We start from the raw sequence: 17,415 nt of genomic DNA, 5'->3' as shown, positions 1-17,415 counted from the left end.
CGCCCACACATCAGATGCCCAACAATATCTGCGGCGGAACGTGCTCAATCACGCGCCGACGGAATGAACGAAATGTTTAACTTTTAAAAAAAAATAAAATGAAAAAATTAAGAATTACACAAAAAATGAAAACCAAAAATTTACTTTTTGCCATGCTGCTACTTGGCAGCGCAACTGTTGTTAATGCGCAGGAGAATCTACTTAGTAATCCAGGGTTTGAAGGTGAGACAATCGTCATTGATGAGGTAAACGGTATCATTCGTCCGACAGGCTGGTATAATCCATTTGATTATGAAGAAGGGGATGTTCATTTCAGCACAATTGTCTCCGAAGCTCATTCCGGCAACGCAGCGCTGTATATGATGTATGCTTCCGAAGGTTATCCAAGTGGAGGTAATGAGATACAGTGTATAGATGCCTCTGTTACAGGGTTAGATAAGGTATATACGTTTTCTTTCTGGTACAAAGTAATCAAGGCGAAAAACTATAAAGGGAGGCCTATAGAATGGAAATATTGCATTGGAATGTGGCACTCCTCCGACAGCGATGAAATAGGTAATGTAGATGCTGTGGCAGACCAAGGCATAGATTCACAAGGCATAGTCACAAATGGAGAGGCTATAGAGGGAGACTGGAAGTTCGCTACTGTCGATTATGATTTTGGAGACCGTTTGGCAAGATATGCTCCAAGCAAATTTTATACCTACGACAAGAGCAAGATGAAATATTTATTAATTGGAGTGAAAGTTAGTTCTGGCGACCTCTTGCTCGATGACTTTTCCCTGACGGTGAAAGGCGGCACGAGCGGCATCGAGACCACAACCGCCAATCAGCCTTTGCCCGTGAAGGTAGATGGTGGCGAGCTGTATGTGGGCGGCGTGAAAGGCAGCCGCATCACTGTGTACGACGCCATTGGCAGGACGGTGGCCAACACTGTGGCAACCAGCGAAACCACCCACATCAGTAACTTGCCCAAGAACCAACTGTTGGTGGTGAAAGCTGGAAACAAGACAGCGAAAGTAATGATGAGATAATTCATAATGCATAATTCACAATGCATCATTATTTCCATCCGGACTGTTATCATGCACTTGGACAAAAATGCTATCGGTCGGAGGAATCATAACAACAAGGTGGTGTGCCGCACACTCTGCTGGCAACTCCGCCTTGTTTCTACCAAAATATTGTAAAGAATGAAAATACTCAATCAAATCTTTCTCACGGCAACGGCCGTGGTGCTGCTTGCGGGTTGCAGCTATAACGACGAGCCCTTGGACGGCGGCTACTATCATCTGACGGTGGCAGAGCCCTATTCGTATGACTCTTGCTATTTCATGCTGGATGGTCAGAGTTTTTCTAGTAAGACAGCAAGTCTATTTAAGGATAGGGGTTTGACGAACAGCACCTACCGCGTCCGCGCAGAAGCGAAGGGCGTGTTGCAGGGCTTCCGCAAAGGAGCCGACCAGCCCGATTTCTCTATGAACGTGGACCTGAGCCAGCAGCGTGACTTCACCTTCGTGCAATTGCCTGGACAGAAACTCATGACACCCGACGAGTCGGAAGGTGGCGAGCCGATGCCTACAGAGCCGGGACACGTTAAAGCCCGCTTCTTCTACACAGACAAGACCTATCCCGACATTCACCACATGCGTGTGCAAATACTCAGTGGCAAAAATCCGTTTTCCAGCAAGAAGCTCTTATCCGTGTCGTTGGAACAGAACGTGCCGGGGCAGTTCGTGGAGATAGACACCACGGCAGTGCAGGGAAATTTTTATTTTCGCCTGTACAATGCCGACGTGACACCCGAGAAGCGTATCGGCTTTATGCCCACGCTGATGAAGTTTGACAGCGATGCCCGTCAGACCTTGCAGGTGAATGGACATTCGGGAAATATTGAATATGCGTTTTAATGAACAATGCACAATTCATAATTCATCATGCTCATTACTTTCCGTTGGTCGGTGACCTTCGGTTCAAAGTTTAAAGATCAAACCTCAAAGTTCAAAGTTCAAAGTTCAATGTTCAAAGTAAAAAATATCTTATTGATGCTCTGTATGTTCTCCATCACCACTCATGCGGAGAACGGGAGCGTGGTGAAGGCTCCATCGGCTGCCTCGCACAAGACGGTGGTGACGGCAGCCGGAGCAACGCTGCCCCTGCCTTTCTACAACAAAGCGTTCGAGTTGTACTGGGAGAAAAACGACGTACCCGTGACCTATGCCGGTATCGGCTCGGAGCGGGGTCTGAAAGCTCTGCAACGCCGACAGATCGACTTTGCGGGCGTGGACGTGCTGCCCACCAAAGCAGAGCGCGACAGCCTGCCGGGAAAGGTGCTGGCACTGCCCACCTGTATGGGTGCCGTGACCGTGGCCTACAACCTGAAGGGTACGGACAACCTGCGGCTGACGGGCGAACTGCTGGCCGACATCTTCATGGGTAAAATCGTGAAGTGGAACGATGCCCGCATTGCAGCGGTGAACCCCAAGCTATCACTGCCCGACCGGGAGATTACCCCCGTGTTCCGTCTCGACGGCAGCGGCACCACCTACGTGTTCTCCCAGTTTCTCTCAAAGGTGAGCGACGCATGGAAAAACGCTATGGGCGTGGGCAAGAAGATAGGCTGCAAGGTGGGCGTGGCTGCCAATGGCAATACTGGCGTGGCAGGCCTGGTGGAACGCATACCAGGAAGCATCGGCTATGTGGCGACGGAATACACCACCGCCTTCGACACGCAACGGGCATGGCTGCGCAATGCCGCCGGCACATTTGTGCTGCCCACGCAGGAGAGCATCATGGCTGCTGCCGAACAGGAGGGCAATGCCACCGACATCACCAACGCCACCGATGCCGGGGCATACCCCATCAGCTGCTACACCTGGGTGTTGGTGTATCAGGAGCAGAGCTACGCCTTGCGGTCATATCATGAGGCACAGGAGACGGTGAGCGTTCTGCGCTGGCTGCTCAGTCCAGAGGCACAAGAGCTGACCACCCGTCTGCTCTACTCGCCACTGCCCACCCGCACCGCTGCCGCCGCCGCACGTCTGCTGGACAGCATGACGTATGAGGGCAAGAAGATGAAATAGCTCCCCCCCGCCTCTTTGACGTCCTCAAAAGAAACATCCCCTCATGAGGACTCCTCATGAAAACTTTTTTATTCTTCATAACTTGAACGCTTGTGGCGCACCGCAACTTACCCCTGCGGTCGTCCACAGGCGTTTTTGTTTGCCTTGTAGTCTCGATGGCGGAGAAAATCCTGAACCTTATCAAAAATTCCTGTTGAGTATGAATATTCCATCCGTGTCCGTCAGATAATTGACAAAAGCAGTCTCACTCCTTCTTCATAGGAAGCGTTGGGTAACGTTAAATACTTGGTTGGTTGGTCGATTTAAACTGATTGGTTTTCGTTTTCCACCATTTTTGCTTATATTTTTGTAGCAAAAATTTAATTTCTATTTCCTGTCAAACCATTTTGACCCAAGAAAGGAAACCAGAAATTCTACATTCGATGAAACGGAAGCCATGGAAGGATTTTTTGCATTTTTGATATTCCCTCAGCAAGATAGATGCTCATTCTCTTTTGGATCTCAGTGCAATATTGCCCTCATTTAAAATCAGAAGATTATGCCAAAAGTAGAAAGAGTTATCCATCCAACGACATGGATTAGGGAAATTCATGTAGGCCAGTTGAAGATCACCAATGTATCACTGGACAAGCGTCACAGCTTTGTGAACATGATCAGCGATTACAACCGCTCTTGGGGAGCCATCGCTGGTAAGTTCATCCATTACAGCTACAACAGCTATGGCTGCCGGCTGGCCATCTATGCAGTATCATCAGAGGAACGTAAACAGGAATTAAACAAGGAAACAGATGAAGGAAAATGGAAAGAAAAACTCCCCATTGATTTCTACGGAAAGAAAGAATGGGAAGCGGAAAGCGAGCATGACTGATTTCATGGCTGCCAGTCATGGAGTACTTAACACCTCGGACACGGTCTATACCGTGCCCGACATCGCCCTTATGCTCGGACGCAAGGAGTGTACCATCAGGAAGCGCATCGAAAAAGGCCTTATCCCAGCTCATAAGATGGGACGTTGCTGGTATATCCTGAAGTCGGAACTGGTGGCGGAATTGAGAGATACTTAGCAAATCCTCTAAATAACAAGTGACTAAGTAGAAGCCCTTGGCCGACCCGCTGAGAAGCCAGTCGGCTGAGGCATTTTTTTGTAACCCCAAACATGATTAGAGGATGAAATGATACCCAAGGCCATTATAGAAAAGGTACTTGATGCGACGCATATAGAAGAGGTGGTGGGCGAGTTCCTGTCACTCCAGAAGCGAGGCGTCATCTATCGTGCGCTGTGTCCTTTCCACCAGGAGAAGACACCGTCGTTTACAGTTACGCCCAACCGCTGCATGTTCTACTGTTTCGGGTGCCATAAAGGAGGTAATGCGATTACCTTCCTGATGGAGCATGAGAACATGACCTACCCAGAGGCCGTGAAGTGGCTGGGCAGGAAGTACGGCATAGAGGTGGAGGAACGCGAGGAAACCATCGATGAGAAGCAGCAGCGCCTGAAACGTGAGTCGCTACTGATTGTCAATGCCACCGTACATAAACATTACCGTGAGGTGTTTCTGCGCTACAAGCCTGCCCAGGACTATGCCTACCGCCGCTGGGGGCAGAAGTATTGCGATGAGATAGAGATCGGTTTTGCGCCCATCGACGGCAAAGCCCTCGCTCATCTGCCCTTGCAAAAGGAATTTCTCCAGGAGTTGGGACTCATTAACAAGCAGGGCTACGACTTCTTCCAGGACCGTATCGTCATCCCCATCAAAGACCGCTACCAGCACATCATCGGCTTCACAGCAAGGGTGATGGACAACAGTCAGCCCAAGTATCTCAACAGTAAGGAGTCATTTCTTTACAGTAAGCGTAACACGGTCTTTGGTTTGGACGTGGCATGGCGGGCGGCAGGAAAGACCGAGCAGATGTACCTTGTGGAGGGAGCCCCTGACTGTATGCGTCTGCATGCCATTGGTGTGCAGAACACCGTGGCCGACCTTGGTTCGGCATGGACAGCGGAGCAGTTTCAACTCATCAAGAGGGCAGTCAGTAAGGTTTGCTTCATTCCCGACAACGACCCACCCAAGGGTGGCGCCGATTATGGTACGGGTATCGAAGCCGTAATGAAGGCTGGGAAGCTCGCCACTGAACAGCACCTTATCGTATCGGTCAAGGAGATACCCATCACTGAGGAAGGTAAGAAGGAAGATCCCGATACCTATTTCAAGAATCAAACGCTCTTCAAGGCTGTAGAGGAAGAGGACTTTATCCTGTGGCTGGCCGCCAAACTATTTGAAACAAGCGGCAACACTGAGCAAAAGAGTGATGCCGTGAAGCAAATAGCCCACCTGTTGTCCTTTATCGATGACGACACCAAGCTCACTATGTTCATTGATGCCCTCACCAAATATCACCGAGGAAAACTCTTCTGGCAGAAAGCCGTCGAGAACGAGAGGACGAGGTGCGACAGCCCAAAGGAGGACGAAATCGACCTAAACCGTCAGTACGGTTTTTGGATAGACCACGGCAAATACTTCTCCACCACCGAGAAGGGAGGAGTGATTGAATGGAGCAATTTTACGCTGACACCACTCTTCCACATCAAGGACCCGCTCATGGCCAAACGACTCTTCTTGCTCACCAACGAGTTAGGCATCAAGGAAATTATAGAGATGGAGCAGGAAGACCTTATCTCGTTACAAAAGTTCCGCCAAAAACTCGAATCTCTCGGCAACTTCATCTGGAAGGTTGGCGAGAAGGAACTCATTAAACTGAAGTGCTTCCTCTACGAAAAGACTGAGACAGCAGCCCAAATCAAGCAGCTCGGCTGGAACAAGAAAGGCTTCTATGCCTTTGGCAACGGCATCTATTATGGAGGCAAGTTCAGTGAAGTCAACGAGTACGGTATCGTACACCTGGACGAGAAGGGTAACTACTACCTGCCAGCCTTCTCTCAGATTTATAAGGAAAACACTGACTATTTCCGTTTTGAGCGTCAGTTTGTGCATTTCAATTTCTCAATGATTTTGCTCCGAGACTTCACCCGTCAGCTCTTCCTCGTCTTTGGCGACAATGGCAAGATAGGCTTCTGCTTTTATCTTGCCACCCTTTTCCGTGACATCATCACCCTCACCACACGCTCATTCCCCATCCTCGATCTCTTCGGTCCGAAGGGTTCTGGCAAGAGTGAGTTAGGACACACCTTGATGTCGTTCTTCGTGATTGACAACATACCGCCTAACATACAGAACTCCACCATTCCCGCCCTCAACGACACGGTAGCTGCCGCTGCCAATGCTCTGGTGCACATCGACGAATACAAGAACGGCATCGACACCGCCAAGATAGAGTTTATCAAAGGCCTTTGGGACGGTACTGGTCGCACGCGCATGAACATGGCCACCGACAAGAAGAAGGAGACCACCGCCGTAGATGCAGGCGTGATTATCTCCGGACAAGAGATGCCTACGACCGACATCGCACTCTTCAGCCGGCTTATCTTCCTCTCGTTTCCCAAGTCAGACTTTACAGATGATGAAAAGAAGAACTACCAAAGATTGCTCATGATGCGTTCCAAAGGAATGACGCACTTAACCCTACAGCTTTTGACTCATAGGGAACTGTTTGTCAAAGCCTTTTATGATCAGTATCATTTGATATTGGATGATGTAAACAAACGGTTAGGCAGTAGGAATGTCATCGACCGCATTGTGCAAAACTGGGTGGTCCCACTTACAGCCTTCCGATGTTTGGAAGGCAAATTGGATTTGCCTCTCTCGTATTCAGAAGTATTGAATATCACGGTTGAAGGCATTATACACCAAAACATGGAATGTAAGACAAACGACGAGTTGGGTAGCTTCTGGCGCATGGTGCAGTTTCTCAATAGTGAGGGAGAAATTTACGAAGATGCCGATTTTAGAATTAGAACTGTCAGCCGGTTCCATTCCAGTATCATCAATGAAACGGAATGGGCAGAGCCGCACAAGATACTCTATCTTCAAAAGACCCGCATCTTCATGCTTTACAAGCTTAATGCCCACCGCAACGGAGAGACCTCACTGCCCGAAGAGTCGCTCCGTTACTATTTGGAAAACAGCAAAGAGTATCTGGGCGAGCAGCGCATGACATATCATGTCGTCAAAAAGGGCAACCAGATCCTTGACTTCGATCACCGTGATGCCAAGGGGCAGCCCGCCAAAATGTCCGTCCAACAACGTTCCTATTGCTTTGACTATGAGAAGCTCGTCGAGGCGTTTGACATCAATCTGGAGATGACGAGGGAAGAAAATAATAGTTAAATACAACCTATAAGTTGTATAATTCAAATATATAACTTATCTTTGCAACATAAAAGAAAGAACATGACGTTCGATAAAATTACTGACGACGGCCGTCTATGGGCTGTGCGATACAATGGAGAGAGCGATAATGCACTCTATACGCTGTTTGACAAGTGGGGCGACGTAGTATGGCTTAGACAATTCTTCCGTGATAATTGGGATGATCTGATAGCCTACTTCAAGGTGACAGACATCAACCAAGCCATAGAGGACACGATTGAGGACAGCGATCAACTGCAATGTTTGATGCTGGACTTAAATCCTGATTCAGACTTAGAATTGCTATTTCACCCATTGGAAAACTTCCGCACCTCGGAGATGGTGCTCGGCAAAGAAAAAGCCAGGCTGAAACGAACGATTCGTCATTCTTCGTGGCTTCGCATCTATGCTATAAAGTTATCACAAGGCATGTATGTCATCACAGGTGGGGCTATTAAACTTACGCTCAAAATGGAAGAGCGAAACCATACAAAGGTGGAATTGGCAAAACTGGAAAACGTCCGCCGTTTTCTCCTGAATGAGGATATTATCGACGATGATTCTTTCATAGATTATGTTACCACAATATAAAAAGGAGGTAAGTATGAACCAAATTATAAACAAACTGGAGGCGCACGAGAGCAAGACACCCTCTCGTTGGCGTGAGGCTGCCGAGTACCGACAGGCTAATAAGTCGTGGCTCCGCCACTCGCAGCGTATTGCGATGCTTATGCTCGACAAGATGGACGAACTCCATCTCACCCAGACAGAACTTGCCCAGCGCATGGGCTGCTCGCAGCAGTATGTGTCAAAGATACTCCGAGGGAAAGAGAATCTCTCCATCGAGACGCTTTGCAAGATAGAAGATGCCCTCTCACTCCACTTACTCCCCAGCGAGGTAGAAACGGTTTGATGAAGTTATACTCACATGACGAGATGCTCAATCGAGTGTTGGGCAGCAAAAACACGTCTGCCCGTAATGCTTACGAGCAGAAAACGAATCGCTTCTTGAAAAAGATAAAGACGCTCATTGAGCAAAAAAGAGAAGTAACAGGGACTCACTCTGGATACCCTAAGAACTGCTTGTGAGTCATGATAGGCTACCCGCCATTACCAGGTAATTTGTCCTGGTAATGGCGGCTTCATTTTTGCCCTAAAAAAAAATCTCAGTAAACCCCGAAAATGCTTGTCTTGCTTGTCTTATATGTCTTGTCGTTGAGTATCAATAAATTATATGTCTCTGATGTTGTCTTGACTTGTCATTGCTTGTCTTAGAAAATGGTCGAAGTGGAGAATCTTTCTATTTTAGTCAAATAATATAAGTCTTGTCTAATAATAAAGAATATTATATTATTGAATATCAATACTTTATGTGTTTATGACGAATAAGACAGAAAAGACAGCCCAAATATATGTGCCCTACAAAAAAATAAAAAGGCGGAAGCTCCGCCTTTTCTATAACGCTTAGCTGCACTCGGCCATTTGAAAGCGAGCTTTCATGGCTCTCGCTTGCAAAGCCTTTCGTTACTGCTCATCATATAGCCTTGACAGGAAGTCCTGTAGTCGCTTATCCTGTATCTCGGTAAGTAGACAGGGCTTAAAGCCTGGTACTTTCCTAATGCTCAACATGCCCAGTCCATACCGTGAGCCATCCACCTTGATGTCTTCCATCTCCTTTACAGAGGCATAGCCATACTCCGTTTCAGCCATCCCTACAACGATACTGAACAAAGTAAAGTCGTCGTCTTCTGGCTGCCCCTCCAGTACATACCAGCGGATGAGTCCAATTTCAAACACACAGACGCAAGTGGCGTCCTTCTGCTTCCCGTCCTGAGAATAAAGAGGGAAGTTTTTCAACTGTTCGGCGAGTTTTGCCGTCATCAAACGATTTGCCATATAAAATGCTATTGTGGAGCAGTGGTGAGCCACCCCGTTACCTTCTGACTCATTTCCCTCTTGTGAAGTCTAATGACTTCTTCGGGGAAAACTATTTTCGAGCATATCAGTTGCTATTGGATGGAACATTCAAGGGCAAGGAATTTTTCAAGTTTTTATTCACATACCATGATAAAATAAAGAGCGGCCAATAAAAACCTGAAAAATAAGGCACTGGTACTTGATCATAATGTGCCAATAGCGAACTTCGCGAAGAAAATGGATGAACACCGAAGAAGTTTAGTTTCTCGCAGCAAAAAGAGAGCGCCATGGCAGGTAATGAGTTGAAGAGAGCCGGAAATGGAATGGAAGAACTGCATGCAGGGATGCTTGGGCATCTTGCTGCAAGTTTGAAATGGAATGTGGCATCTTCAACTCATCACTGGCCTTGTTGCCCGCAAAAGATTCAAGAATGTTGTATCTGTCAGATAATCAATAGAGTAGGAAAGAGTGTGGGGCAAAAGGGTTACGAGTTGGAAACGAGCAAGTTTCTTTACCTCTCTTCATTCTGCAGTACCTCAAAGATCACGCTGTTTATGTTGCAAAGATAATGATTCTCTGATGAAAATCAGTAGGAATTAGCCGTGTTGTGGGTATTGTGGTGTGTTAAAAGTTTAGTAACTCATTGATATTGCATTTTCTTATTGTATCTTTGTTGTACGCAAGTCGTCAGTATGCAAGTATATTTATTTTGGAGTACTAAGTATGAATGGGAAAATAGATAGTCATATCAGGCGTATCTTTACTCATAAGATAGAGGAGATTGGAGGGACCTTAAGTGGAGATATTTTGCTTTACTTCGGTCCTATAGATGATTGCTTGGTATACTATGTAAATGAGCTTGTCAGGGGATTGAAAGAGAATAGCTCAAAAGATGAGAATAGAGATAGGTACAATTGTTTTTCGTAATATTGCAACGAGTAACTTTGCCTAGTGTAATATTCGAACCTTCAAATCTTTGAGTATGACAAGTTATCAAGCATATTTACCAAGTGATTTTAACAGCAAAGTTAAGCTGTTGCACAGAAAAAGGTTGATGAATAAAATATATGGAATCATACTTTTATTGCTCATTCCCTGTATGACGTATGCCCAGGCGGCACCGACTAAATTATGGGGAGAAGTGAAAAACACCTCTGGCGAGGCGATGGACTTTGCCAGTATTGTGGTGATGAATCCTAATCTGCCCAACAAGATACTCGCATCAACATATACAGGTGATGATGGCAAATATCAGATTACTGTACGTTGCGACTGTGACAGTCTGATGCTTCGTGTGTCACGGATAGAAATGAAGTCTATTGTCATGAAGATACCCAACCGTTCGGGAGAATTCAATATTGAGACAGATGCAAAAACAATTGAGTTGCAAGAAGTTACAGTAAAGGCGAAGAAAGTGTATTCACGAGGCGATACCATTAATTATAACGTAGCTTCTTTCCTTTCTTCATCTGACCAGACCATCGCAGATGTCCTGAAGAAAATGCCTGGCATTACCGTTTCAAAGAATGGACAGATTTCTTATCAGGGTAAACCCATCAAGAATTTCTACATAGAGGGGCTTGACCTTATGAAAGGTCATTACGGCATTGCCACAAACAGCATAGACCCAAAGAATGTGGGGTCAGTACAAGTGTTAGAGAGCCATCAAGACATAAAAGCTTTAAAAGGGCTGCAACCAGAGGAGCAAGCTTCTATTAATATACGGCTGAAAGAGGGTGTGAAGGGAGTGCTCAACCTGATTGCAACGCTCGGAGGAGGATATGGCAATGAGACACTATGGAACAATGCTGCCATTGCCACCTATTTCAAGCGCAACAAGCAGTTTCTTGCCACATATAAAGGGAATAATAGTGGCGAGGATTTGTCGCAGGAACTTTATTCTTTCGATGAGGACTATTCACGGACGAGCACGATTTCCTCCATTACAATGCCATCTGTTCCGGGAATAGACAAACGTCTCTATTATTTCAATCGCTCACATAGCATCACTTTCAATAACGCTTATCGTGTTGGGAAGTTTGGCGAGTTGGGAGTCAATGCGGCGTATTTTCACGACAAAGACAAACGGAGCCATTGGTCGAACATCAGCAATATCCTGCCCGATGGTTCTAAGAATGTGGTCAAAGAGGTTATGACGGGAACGGCAAAGCAAGAAAAGGCTTATGGAGACATAAGCTACTTGGACAATAGAGACCAACACTATATGAAGGAGCAGGTTAAGTTCGATTGGGACAGAACTCATGCCAATAGCCGAATAGTGGCAGGGGATAAACCCATTGACCAGTTGGGTATGGTTGATTCGTATCGTCTGCTCAATAAATTTCATCTCACTAATCGTAGTTCAGAATATAAGGGTTATGAATTTCTCTCTCTCATCAACCTTGAAAAGCGTCCTCATTCTCTTGCGGTTTCTCCAAATCTTTTTTCTGAAGTTATTCCAATCACAGTGTTGGACCAGCAAGTAGACATTCATCATTTTTCCACAGAAAACAACTTTTGTTTGCTTTCGGCATGGAGAATAGGCGAGGTAAACATACATCCTTCTGCCACTATAGATTACCAACATAACACATTGAGCAGCTCACTGGCAAATTTCAGAAATGATTTGAAGTTCAATTTCATCAATGCTGGATTTGGAGCAAGAGCTACATATAATAGAGAGAAGTTGTATGTCTCTTTCAATATGCCCATACGATACAAGTATTTCCAACTGGAAGATATAGTGAAAGGTCAAACGACAAAGAAATCCGGATTACGTGTAGAACCCAATATTTCCCTTACTTATAATATCAATAGTAATCATCAATTAAATTTGAACTCCAATATTTCATATTCTACTCCGATTATTGAGAATTTGTACACAAACAATATCCTTACCTCCTATCGACAGCTCTCTGCATACGACGTTACAGGATTGTTTGAGGGGCTTAGTCAATCTTCTTCTTTGGACTATTCATTCAAGAATATCCTTACGATGACTTTTGCGGGAATTGATTTGTTATGGTATCATCAGAAACCCGAAGTGCTTTATGGCTCCTACTATGATGATATTTCCATGCGCACAATCAGCCGGCACACCAAAGAAAAAGCCAACACTTTTACGGCAAAACTCCACGGAAGTCAAGGGTTCGATTGGAAACAATTGAAAGTCGGTGCATCATTATCTTATTCTTATTACGACAATCCGTTGCTGTTACAAGATGTGGTGCTTCGATATACAGGCAGGGCTATAGCTGCAAATATGGACATCACTATTGCTCCATTCAAATGGCTCTCTGTTTCTTATCAAGGTGGGTATTATCAGATGAAGACGCAACAAAATGAAGGACAACGCTTGCCCTGGTTGCGTACAGTAAACAACAGTGCTTCTTTGAATTTCACTCTGCCTGCTGGAATAATGTTCTTAACCTCTCTCAATCATTATTATAACAACTTCAACAGTGGGGACAAGTCATTTCTCTTGCTGAACGCAGAAGCAAATTACACCATCAAACGTTTTAGCTTTGCACTTTCTTGCGATAATTTGCTTAATCTTAAAACATATTCGTATTCGAATAAGTCGGCTCTCACCGAAACTCGCTCTGTTTATAATATCCGTCCTCGCTCCATATTGCTGAAAGTTAGATTTAGAATAATATAAAACCATTTAAGATATGAAAAAGCTCTTTATTATCATTGTTTATATGTTCATGTCATTTACAGTTCATGCACAGATAACAGCTCCGTTTCCGCAAAACCTTCAAAAGAAGAGTGCTATTGACACGGCACGATACAAGGTTACATATAATTTGAAATATAAAAATCATCCCGCCGACAAAAATTATCTCAGCGACGTGCGCAATGTATATATAGGGAAACGTTATGTAAGAGATTTTAGCGACATCATATTCCATTTCGATTCACTCTGCACAGAAGCTTCCAGGCATGGAGCTGTGACACGAAGCAACATTCAAGGAAATCCATGGCCAATAGAATTAATCGTTGAAGGTGGCAAAAAGGCAGACATTAAATATCGTATGCCACTACAAATTGGTGTGTTGAATTTCCAACAGGACCTGCCTCAGTTCAATTGGAAATTCATAGAGGGAACAGACACGATTATCGGCTACCCATGCTCGAAGGCGACAGTCTCGTTTGCAGGCAGAAATTATACTGCATGGTACACTCAAGAAATCCCGTTGCCATTTGGACCATATAAATTCGGTGGTCTCCCTGGATTAATTTTAAGAATACAAGATAGTGAAGAACAGTATATTTGGGAGGCTATTGGCTTTGAAAGATCAAACGCCCAGATATTGACATACAAATATGAAGGAGAGAAAAAATGCTCTGTAGAAGAAGCGAGTAAAACAATCGCTCGCATATTCAAATCACCGCTATCTTTCATCTCTGCAAGTATGGGCGGAGGAAAAATCACAATGCTTGATAAAAATGGAAAGGTAAAGAAATCAAATGATGCCGATAGTTATACCATTCCATACAAATCGTTAGAGATTGGAGATGAATAAAAATCAAATCAATATGTCAAAATCAGTTGTAAAGCAACTGATGTGTTTAATAAATTTAAGTTTAATAAATTAAAATAATTGATTATGAAAAAGATCAGTATAATTGAGCTCTCAAGAAGAGCTATGGGCGCACGCGAAATGAATGCGCTTACTGGTGGCAACGTTTGTGGTTGTGGATGTCATGGTCCGTCTTCAACCCAAGCTAATGCTAATGCTAACTACAAAGGGAACAAATCATCTAATGGTTCCCAGACTGTAGTAATTGCAGATATGAGCGATGGACAAGTTGTGGTACATAATCCATAAGCAGTCACACCCTTTAGAAGGGGGCGTATGAATTAGATCTAAGCCATGCGCCCCCTACTTTATTCCTTAGTATATTACCTTCTAAACTAAGATAAATGCAACAATTAACAGCAGAAGACGTAAAATTATTTTTCGCTAATACTCAACAAATTACATTTTCCATCAACCGTGTTTCCTGCATGAAACTCTCATTTTCCGTATTGAACACATCGTTCATCAGGTTGTTTTTGAGCAACCGGCTCATCCATACACCACCCATCAGCAGGCAGATATAGCCAACGGAAAGCGTAAAGATATAGAGCGAAGCCGCCCCAACCTTACCAATAGGCAATGCCAACAGCCACCAGTTGAGAAAGAAAAAGACAAATCCGGAGAAAAACACCGTCCAAATCTTTGGCCACGTGATTTTCTCTTCCTTCACGTCTTTTGTTCCCAAACAGGACAGTGCAAGGAATACCACACAAAAGAGTTTCGTCCAAAGTATGGACGAGAACAAGCCCGCCGTGCGTTGGAAATTCATCAGAATCTTGTCCACTATAGCTATTGTAAAGTGCCATGTATGGAAAGCCTCATAGCAGAACCAATAACAGTTAATCAAGAGGAATATCACCGATATACCTCGCATAAAGTCCATAACTTTACCCAATGCCCTTAAATCATCTTCTTGTGTCATTGCTGTTTTATTTAGAATATCGTTTGAATACTATTTGAAAAGTTTTTGAATATTATTTGAACAGTGTACTTAGCGCTTCCTGCGTTTAAGATTTACCTTATTTTGTCTGCGGAGTTTACGTTGCCAAGCCGCTTCTTTCCAATCATCGTTGCCCGTAGATGTGAAAGAGTCACCCACCATGTCCTCGATAAGTTCATCGATAAGGTTATCCCCTTCTTCTGCATTGGATTGTAAAGGCTGGACAGTTGCCGATTGTTCCAAACGGGCAGAAGGTCTGCCATACAGCGTTTCGTCCAAGAATGGGTTATGGACAGGATTGGAGAAATAACCATTGAATATATTGGCGGCATATCCCTTGCCCAATCTGGAACCATTGATTGCAACACCCTGCTCGTCATCAATAAAGGTAATGCCGTAAATTCTTCCATTATCATTCTTTCGGATTACCACACGCAAGTCTTGTTCCTCCAATTTTTGCCGAAGTTCTTTCTCCGTATTGGGAGAGGTACGCATTGTTTGTAACACCTTGTTCCTTATGGTTGGTATCAGTGGTTTGACGGTTTGTTTCGACTTCTGATCCTGTTCTGTATGGCAGTATAGCCCACACCACGGCCAATGTCCGAGGCATGGATGGGTGTGCTTACTTTATTGCTCTTGTCATCTGTCGGAACATAGACCAGTCCGTCATATTTCTTTCCTCGGAACTCCGTTTTTACTTCTTCTACGGCAAGGTTATATTTGCTCAGAATGGCGTTCAGTTCTCCTAATGAACAGAACTTATAATGTTTCAGCACCATGCGGACAACATTTGCCACCTGTTCCTTGATATTCCCTTTTATGGTATCCACCTTGGGCGTTTCTGTTACCGCTTTCTCACTAACCTTTGAACTCGGAATAAGGTTATACTTCCTTTCCAAGGTGTCGGTAATCTGTTTGCTCTTTCGCTTTTCAAATCTGTCGTTGATTTTCTTTCCCTCTCCGTCCACCCGAAGCGACACGATGTGTATATGCTCACGGGCGATGTCGCTGTGCTTGAACACGATATAAGGTTGATTGCCGTAGCCGAGTGCCTCCATATACTCCCTGGCTACCTGCACGAGTTGCTCATCGGAGAATTTATCGTCCGGATGCGGATTGAGGGAACAATGGAAGACCATCTTTTTTGTTCGGCATTTCTCTGGTATCAATGCCTCCATGTCGGCAAGCACGTCCTCCATCGTATAACGTCCCTCCTTGTTCTGATACAACTCAGCGGCAAGGAGAATGCTTGCTTCCCCTTTCTCCACCTTCTTGAAGTTGTATCCGAGTGCCCCGCCAAGGTTCTCCGTCGATGAAATCTTGGCAATCATCTTTTGCGGTAGTCAATGGTTAAACGGATAGCCTGTTCTTGCAAGGCAATGATTTGAGCCGAGAGTTTCTCCAACTTTTCAAGCAGAATCTGTGCGGTCTTGACCGAATGATAGCAGTTAATGGCACGCACGGTTTGGTTATACAGAACGCCAATCTTATGGATTTGTGCCGTCAGTTCAGAGAGTTTACGGTAGTATTCTACGGCGGATTTATCCACCGTTATCACCTTGAAACTCTCTCCAAGAATACGCCCACGCACAAAATCCGACTTGGTTTCTGCGCCCGAACGCTTAAACAAATCTATCGCCCGTTGCTGGTCTTTGGGGTTGGGAAGACGGGTGTCCCATCAGTCCCAACGTTCAATCTTGTCATTCATTATCTTTCCTTTTTGTAATTACGACTTTGGAGTAATTTAATTCCCCTTTGGGGCTAGGGTCTTTGTCGGCAAAAACGGAGTTTGTCGGACAAAGACACACCTTGCCAGTATAAAGAAAGAGATAGTTTGTTATGTTCCATAAAGTAACCTTTCTGGGGTGCTTTTGATAGACGAGAGTTCAAAGTTCAAGAAGTAAGTCAAGAGATAAGTTTAGACTAATCTCTTGACTTACTGACTTTATGAGCTGACATATTTTTGACTAAAGTTAATTTTACCTTAGGTCGAAACTAATTTCTTGACCAAAGTCACAATTGACCATTTGACTTAAGTCGCGACTGATTTCTTAACTTAACTCATAACTTACCTGTTTGCGGTATTGGATTATAATGCCTTTCAAGCATTGTCTGTATGTCGCTCTGCTTGTATAGTATCTTCCCTCCGATTTTGTAGAAAGGAAGCGTTCCTAAGTTTCTGTACTCTTGGAGCGTGCGTGTGCTGAGCCGTAATTGGCTGCAAACCTCCTCGCCTGTTAGGTAAACCTCTCCGCCTAACATTGGACGGGCTGTAGAACAATAACGCTTCAGTTTCTTCAATATTCCCTCCATCAACTGTGCAAACATCTGCATTTGAGGGTCTTGCTGTGTAATGATTTCTTTCTCTTCCATAGTTCATTCTGTGTTTGATTTCATTAATTGTTTGCATTCAGTAACTCTGCGATGTCGCTCTCCTTATAATAGCATTTATGCCCAATGATGGAGAAGGGGATTTTACCCGTATCGCGATAGGATTGCAGGGTGCGTTTGCTGATGCCGAGCCTGCGGCATACGGCTTCATTGTCGAGCCATTCGTCCGTTTCGGGCGGATTGCCGATAAG

Annotated in this window: 16 protein-coding genes and 3 pseudogenes; 13 read left to right on the top strand and 6 right to left on the bottom strand. The window is 44.8% G+C overall.

Translation table 11 applies throughout. From position 1 onward, the window contains the following. Window positions 1-98 precede the first annotated feature (98 nt). The 9 genes from C7379_RS04245 (at window position 99) to C7379_RS12910 (ending at window position 8,479) form a co-directional block, all read left to right on the top strand. Window positions 99-1,034, top strand: coding sequence for a DUF6383 domain-containing protein (locus tag C7379_RS04245; RefSeq protein WP_133241869.1), 936 nt, complete (start codon window positions 99-101; stop codon window positions 1,032-1,034). A gap of 159 nt (window positions 1,035-1,193) precedes the next feature. After that, window positions 1,194-1,910 carry a hypothetical protein gene (locus tag C7379_RS04240; protein WP_102698271.1) on the top strand — a complete coding sequence of 239 codons (717 nt, stop codon included), beginning with the start codon at window positions 1,194-1,196 and terminating at the stop codon, window positions 1,908-1,910. 108 nt (window positions 1,911-2,018) lie between these two features. Continuing rightward, a complete protein-coding gene (gene pstS / locus C7379_RS04235; protein ID WP_116616227.1) occupies window positions 2,019-3,083 on the top strand; it encodes a phosphate ABC transporter substrate-binding protein PstS in 1,065 nt (354 codons plus the stop codon). A gap of 538 nt (window positions 3,084-3,621) precedes the next feature. Continuing rightward, complete coding sequence (locus tag C7379_RS04230) at window positions 3,622-3,951, top strand: hypothetical protein (RefSeq protein WP_116616139.1); 330 nt, start codon at window positions 3,622-3,624, stop codon at window positions 3,949-3,951. Next, complete coding sequence (locus C7379_RS04225; RefSeq protein ID WP_116616138.1) at window positions 3,944-4,147, top strand: helix-turn-helix domain-containing protein; 204 nt, start codon at window positions 3,944-3,946, stop codon at window positions 4,145-4,147. The genes C7379_RS04230 and C7379_RS04225 overlap by 8 nt, the downstream gene beginning before the upstream one ends. Window positions 4,148-4,255: 108 nt before the next feature. After that, the gene (gene dnaG / locus C7379_RS04220; RefSeq protein WP_116616137.1) at window positions 4,256-7,369 is read left to right on the top strand and encodes a DNA primase; all 3,114 of its coding nucleotides are present in this window, start codon (window positions 4,256-4,258) and stop codon (window positions 7,367-7,369) included. A gap of 63 nt (window positions 7,370-7,432) precedes the next feature. Then, the gene (locus C7379_RS04215) at window positions 7,433-7,981 is read left to right on the top strand and encodes a hypothetical protein (protein ID WP_116616136.1); all 549 of its coding nucleotides are present in this window, start codon (window positions 7,433-7,435) and stop codon (window positions 7,979-7,981) included. 13 nt (window positions 7,982-7,994) lie between these two features. Then, on the top strand, window positions 7,995-8,303 hold the full coding sequence (locus tag C7379_RS04210) for a helix-turn-helix domain-containing protein (protein ID WP_103003047.1): 309 nt from the start codon (window positions 7,995-7,997) through the stop codon (window positions 8,301-8,303). Next, a complete protein-coding gene (locus C7379_RS12910) occupies window positions 8,303-8,479 on the top strand; it encodes a hypothetical protein (RefSeq protein WP_229039241.1) in 177 nt (58 codons plus the stop codon). Before C7379_RS04210 ends, C7379_RS12910 begins: the two co-directional genes overlap by 1 nt. A gap of 435 nt (window positions 8,480-8,914) precedes the next feature. Here C7379_RS12910 and C7379_RS04200 read toward each other — a convergent pair whose 3' ends face one another. Next, window positions 8,915-9,286: a DUF2958 domain-containing protein gene (locus tag C7379_RS04200; RefSeq protein WP_116616135.1), complete on the bottom strand. Its 372-nt coding sequence runs from the start codon at window positions 9,284-9,286 to the stop codon at window positions 8,915-8,917. Between the two features lie 308 nt (window positions 9,287-9,594). Here C7379_RS04200 and C7379_RS12905 point away from each other — a divergent pair, with 308 nt between their 5' ends. The 4 genes from C7379_RS12905 to C7379_RS04170 all read left to right on the top strand — a co-directional run bounded on the left by C7379_RS12905 (window position 9,595) and on the right by C7379_RS04170 (window position 14,142). Next, window positions 9,595-9,876, top strand: a complete 282-nt coding sequence (locus tag C7379_RS12905) for a hypothetical protein (RefSeq protein ID WP_229039243.1) — start codon at window positions 9,595-9,597, stop codon at window positions 9,874-9,876. 485 nt (window positions 9,877-10,361) lie between these two features. Next, window positions 10,362-12,968, top strand: a complete 2,607-nt coding sequence (locus C7379_RS04180) for a peptidase associated domain and porin domain-containing protein (RefSeq protein ID WP_116616226.1) — start codon at window positions 10,362-10,364, stop codon at window positions 12,966-12,968. 13 nt (window positions 12,969-12,981) lie between these two features. Then, window positions 12,982-13,836, top strand: a complete 855-nt coding sequence (locus tag C7379_RS04175) for a GLPGLI family protein (protein ID WP_116616134.1) — start codon at window positions 12,982-12,984, stop codon at window positions 13,834-13,836. Between the two features lie 84 nt (window positions 13,837-13,920). Further along, a complete protein-coding gene (locus tag C7379_RS04170; RefSeq protein ID WP_103002880.1) occupies window positions 13,921-14,142 on the top strand; it encodes a TIGR04149 family rSAM-modified RiPP in 222 nt (73 codons plus the stop codon). Window positions 14,143-14,296: 154 nt separating this feature from the next. On the opposite strand, the pseudogene C7379_RS04165 reads toward C7379_RS04170, so the two are convergent. The 5 genes and pseudogenes from C7379_RS04165 to C7379_RS04145 all read right to left on the bottom strand — a co-directional run. Then, window positions 14,297-14,815 (bottom strand): annotated as a pseudogene (locus C7379_RS04165) (YWFCY domain-containing protein); the annotation flags it as partial. A 69-nt stretch (window positions 14,816-14,884) separates the two neighbouring features. After that, a pseudogene (gene mobB, locus C7379_RS04160) lies at window positions 14,885-16,164 on the bottom strand (conjugal transfer protein MobB). Continuing rightward, a pseudogene (locus C7379_RS04155) lies at window positions 16,161-16,541 on the bottom strand (plasmid mobilization protein). Before C7379_RS04155 ends, mobB begins: the two co-directional pseudogenes overlap by 4 nt. A 353-nt stretch (window positions 16,542-16,894) precedes the next feature. Further along, window positions 16,895-17,206 (bottom strand): helix-turn-helix domain-containing protein, encoded by a 312-nt coding sequence (locus tag C7379_RS04150; protein ID WP_004355529.1) that lies wholly within the window; start codon window positions 17,204-17,206, stop codon window positions 16,895-16,897. Window positions 17,207-17,229: 23 nt separating this feature from the next. Beyond that, window positions 17,230-17,415, bottom strand: a 186-nt coding sequence (locus tag C7379_RS04145) for a helix-turn-helix domain-containing protein (protein WP_133241868.1), incomplete at its 5' end; no start/stop codon positions are given.

The sequence above is a fragment of the Hallella colorans genome (genome assembly GCF_003096815.1).
GTDB classification, from domain to species: Bacteria; Bacteroidota; Bacteroidia; order Bacteroidales; family Bacteroidaceae; genus Prevotella; species Prevotella colorans.
This window is presented reverse-complemented; position numbering and strand designations above follow the sequence as displayed.

Bases quoted from the DNA above. Each gene is read 5' to 3' on its own strand.
- C7379_RS04240 (WP_102698271.1), top strand. From the start codon at position 1,194: ATGAAAATACTCAATCAAATCTTTCTCACGGCAACGGCCGTGGTGCTG.
- C7379_RS04225 (WP_116616138.1), top strand. From the start codon at position 3,944: ATGACTGATTTCATGGCTGCCAGTCATGGAGTACTTAACACCTCGGAC.
- C7379_RS04170 (WP_103002880.1), top strand. From the start codon at position 13,921: ATGAAAAAGATCAGTATAATTGAGCTCTCAAGAAGAGCTATGGGCGCA.
- C7379_RS04180 (WP_116616226.1), top strand. From the start codon at position 10,362: ATGAATAAAATATATGGAATCATACTTTTATTGCTCATTCCCTGTATG.
- C7379_RS04210 (WP_103003047.1), top strand. From the start codon at position 7,995: ATGAACCAAATTATAAACAAACTGGAGGCGCACGAGAGCAAGACACCC.
- C7379_RS04175 (WP_116616134.1), top strand. From the start codon at position 12,982: ATGAAAAAGCTCTTTATTATCATTGTTTATATGTTCATGTCATTTACA.
- dnaG (WP_116616137.1), top strand. From the start codon at position 4,256: ATGATACCCAAGGCCATTATAGAAAAGGTACTTGATGCGACGCATATA.
- C7379_RS12905 (WP_229039243.1), top strand. From the start codon at position 9,595: ATGGCAGGTAATGAGTTGAAGAGAGCCGGAAATGGAATGGAAGAACTG.
- pstS (WP_116616227.1), top strand. From the start codon at position 2,019: ATGTTCAAAGTAAAAAATATCTTATTGATGCTCTGTATGTTCTCCATC.
- C7379_RS12910 (WP_229039241.1), top strand. From the start codon at position 8,303: ATGAAGTTATACTCACATGACGAGATGCTCAATCGAGTGTTGGGCAGC.
- C7379_RS04230 (WP_116616139.1), top strand. From the start codon at position 3,622: ATGCCAAAAGTAGAAAGAGTTATCCATCCAACGACATGGATTAGGGAA.
- C7379_RS04200 (WP_116616135.1), bottom strand. From the start codon at position 9,286: ATGGCAAATCGTTTGATGACGGCAAAACTCGCCGAACAGTTGAAAAAC.
- C7379_RS04150 (WP_004355529.1), bottom strand. From the start codon at position 17,206: ATGGAAGAGAAAGAAATCATTACACAGCAAGACCCTCAAATGCAGATG.
- C7379_RS04215 (WP_116616136.1), top strand. From the start codon at position 7,433: ATGACGTTCGATAAAATTACTGACGACGGCCGTCTATGGGCTGTGCGA.
- C7379_RS04245 (WP_133241869.1), top strand. From the start codon at position 99: ATGAAAAAATTAAGAATTACACAAAAAATGAAAACCAAAAATTTACTT.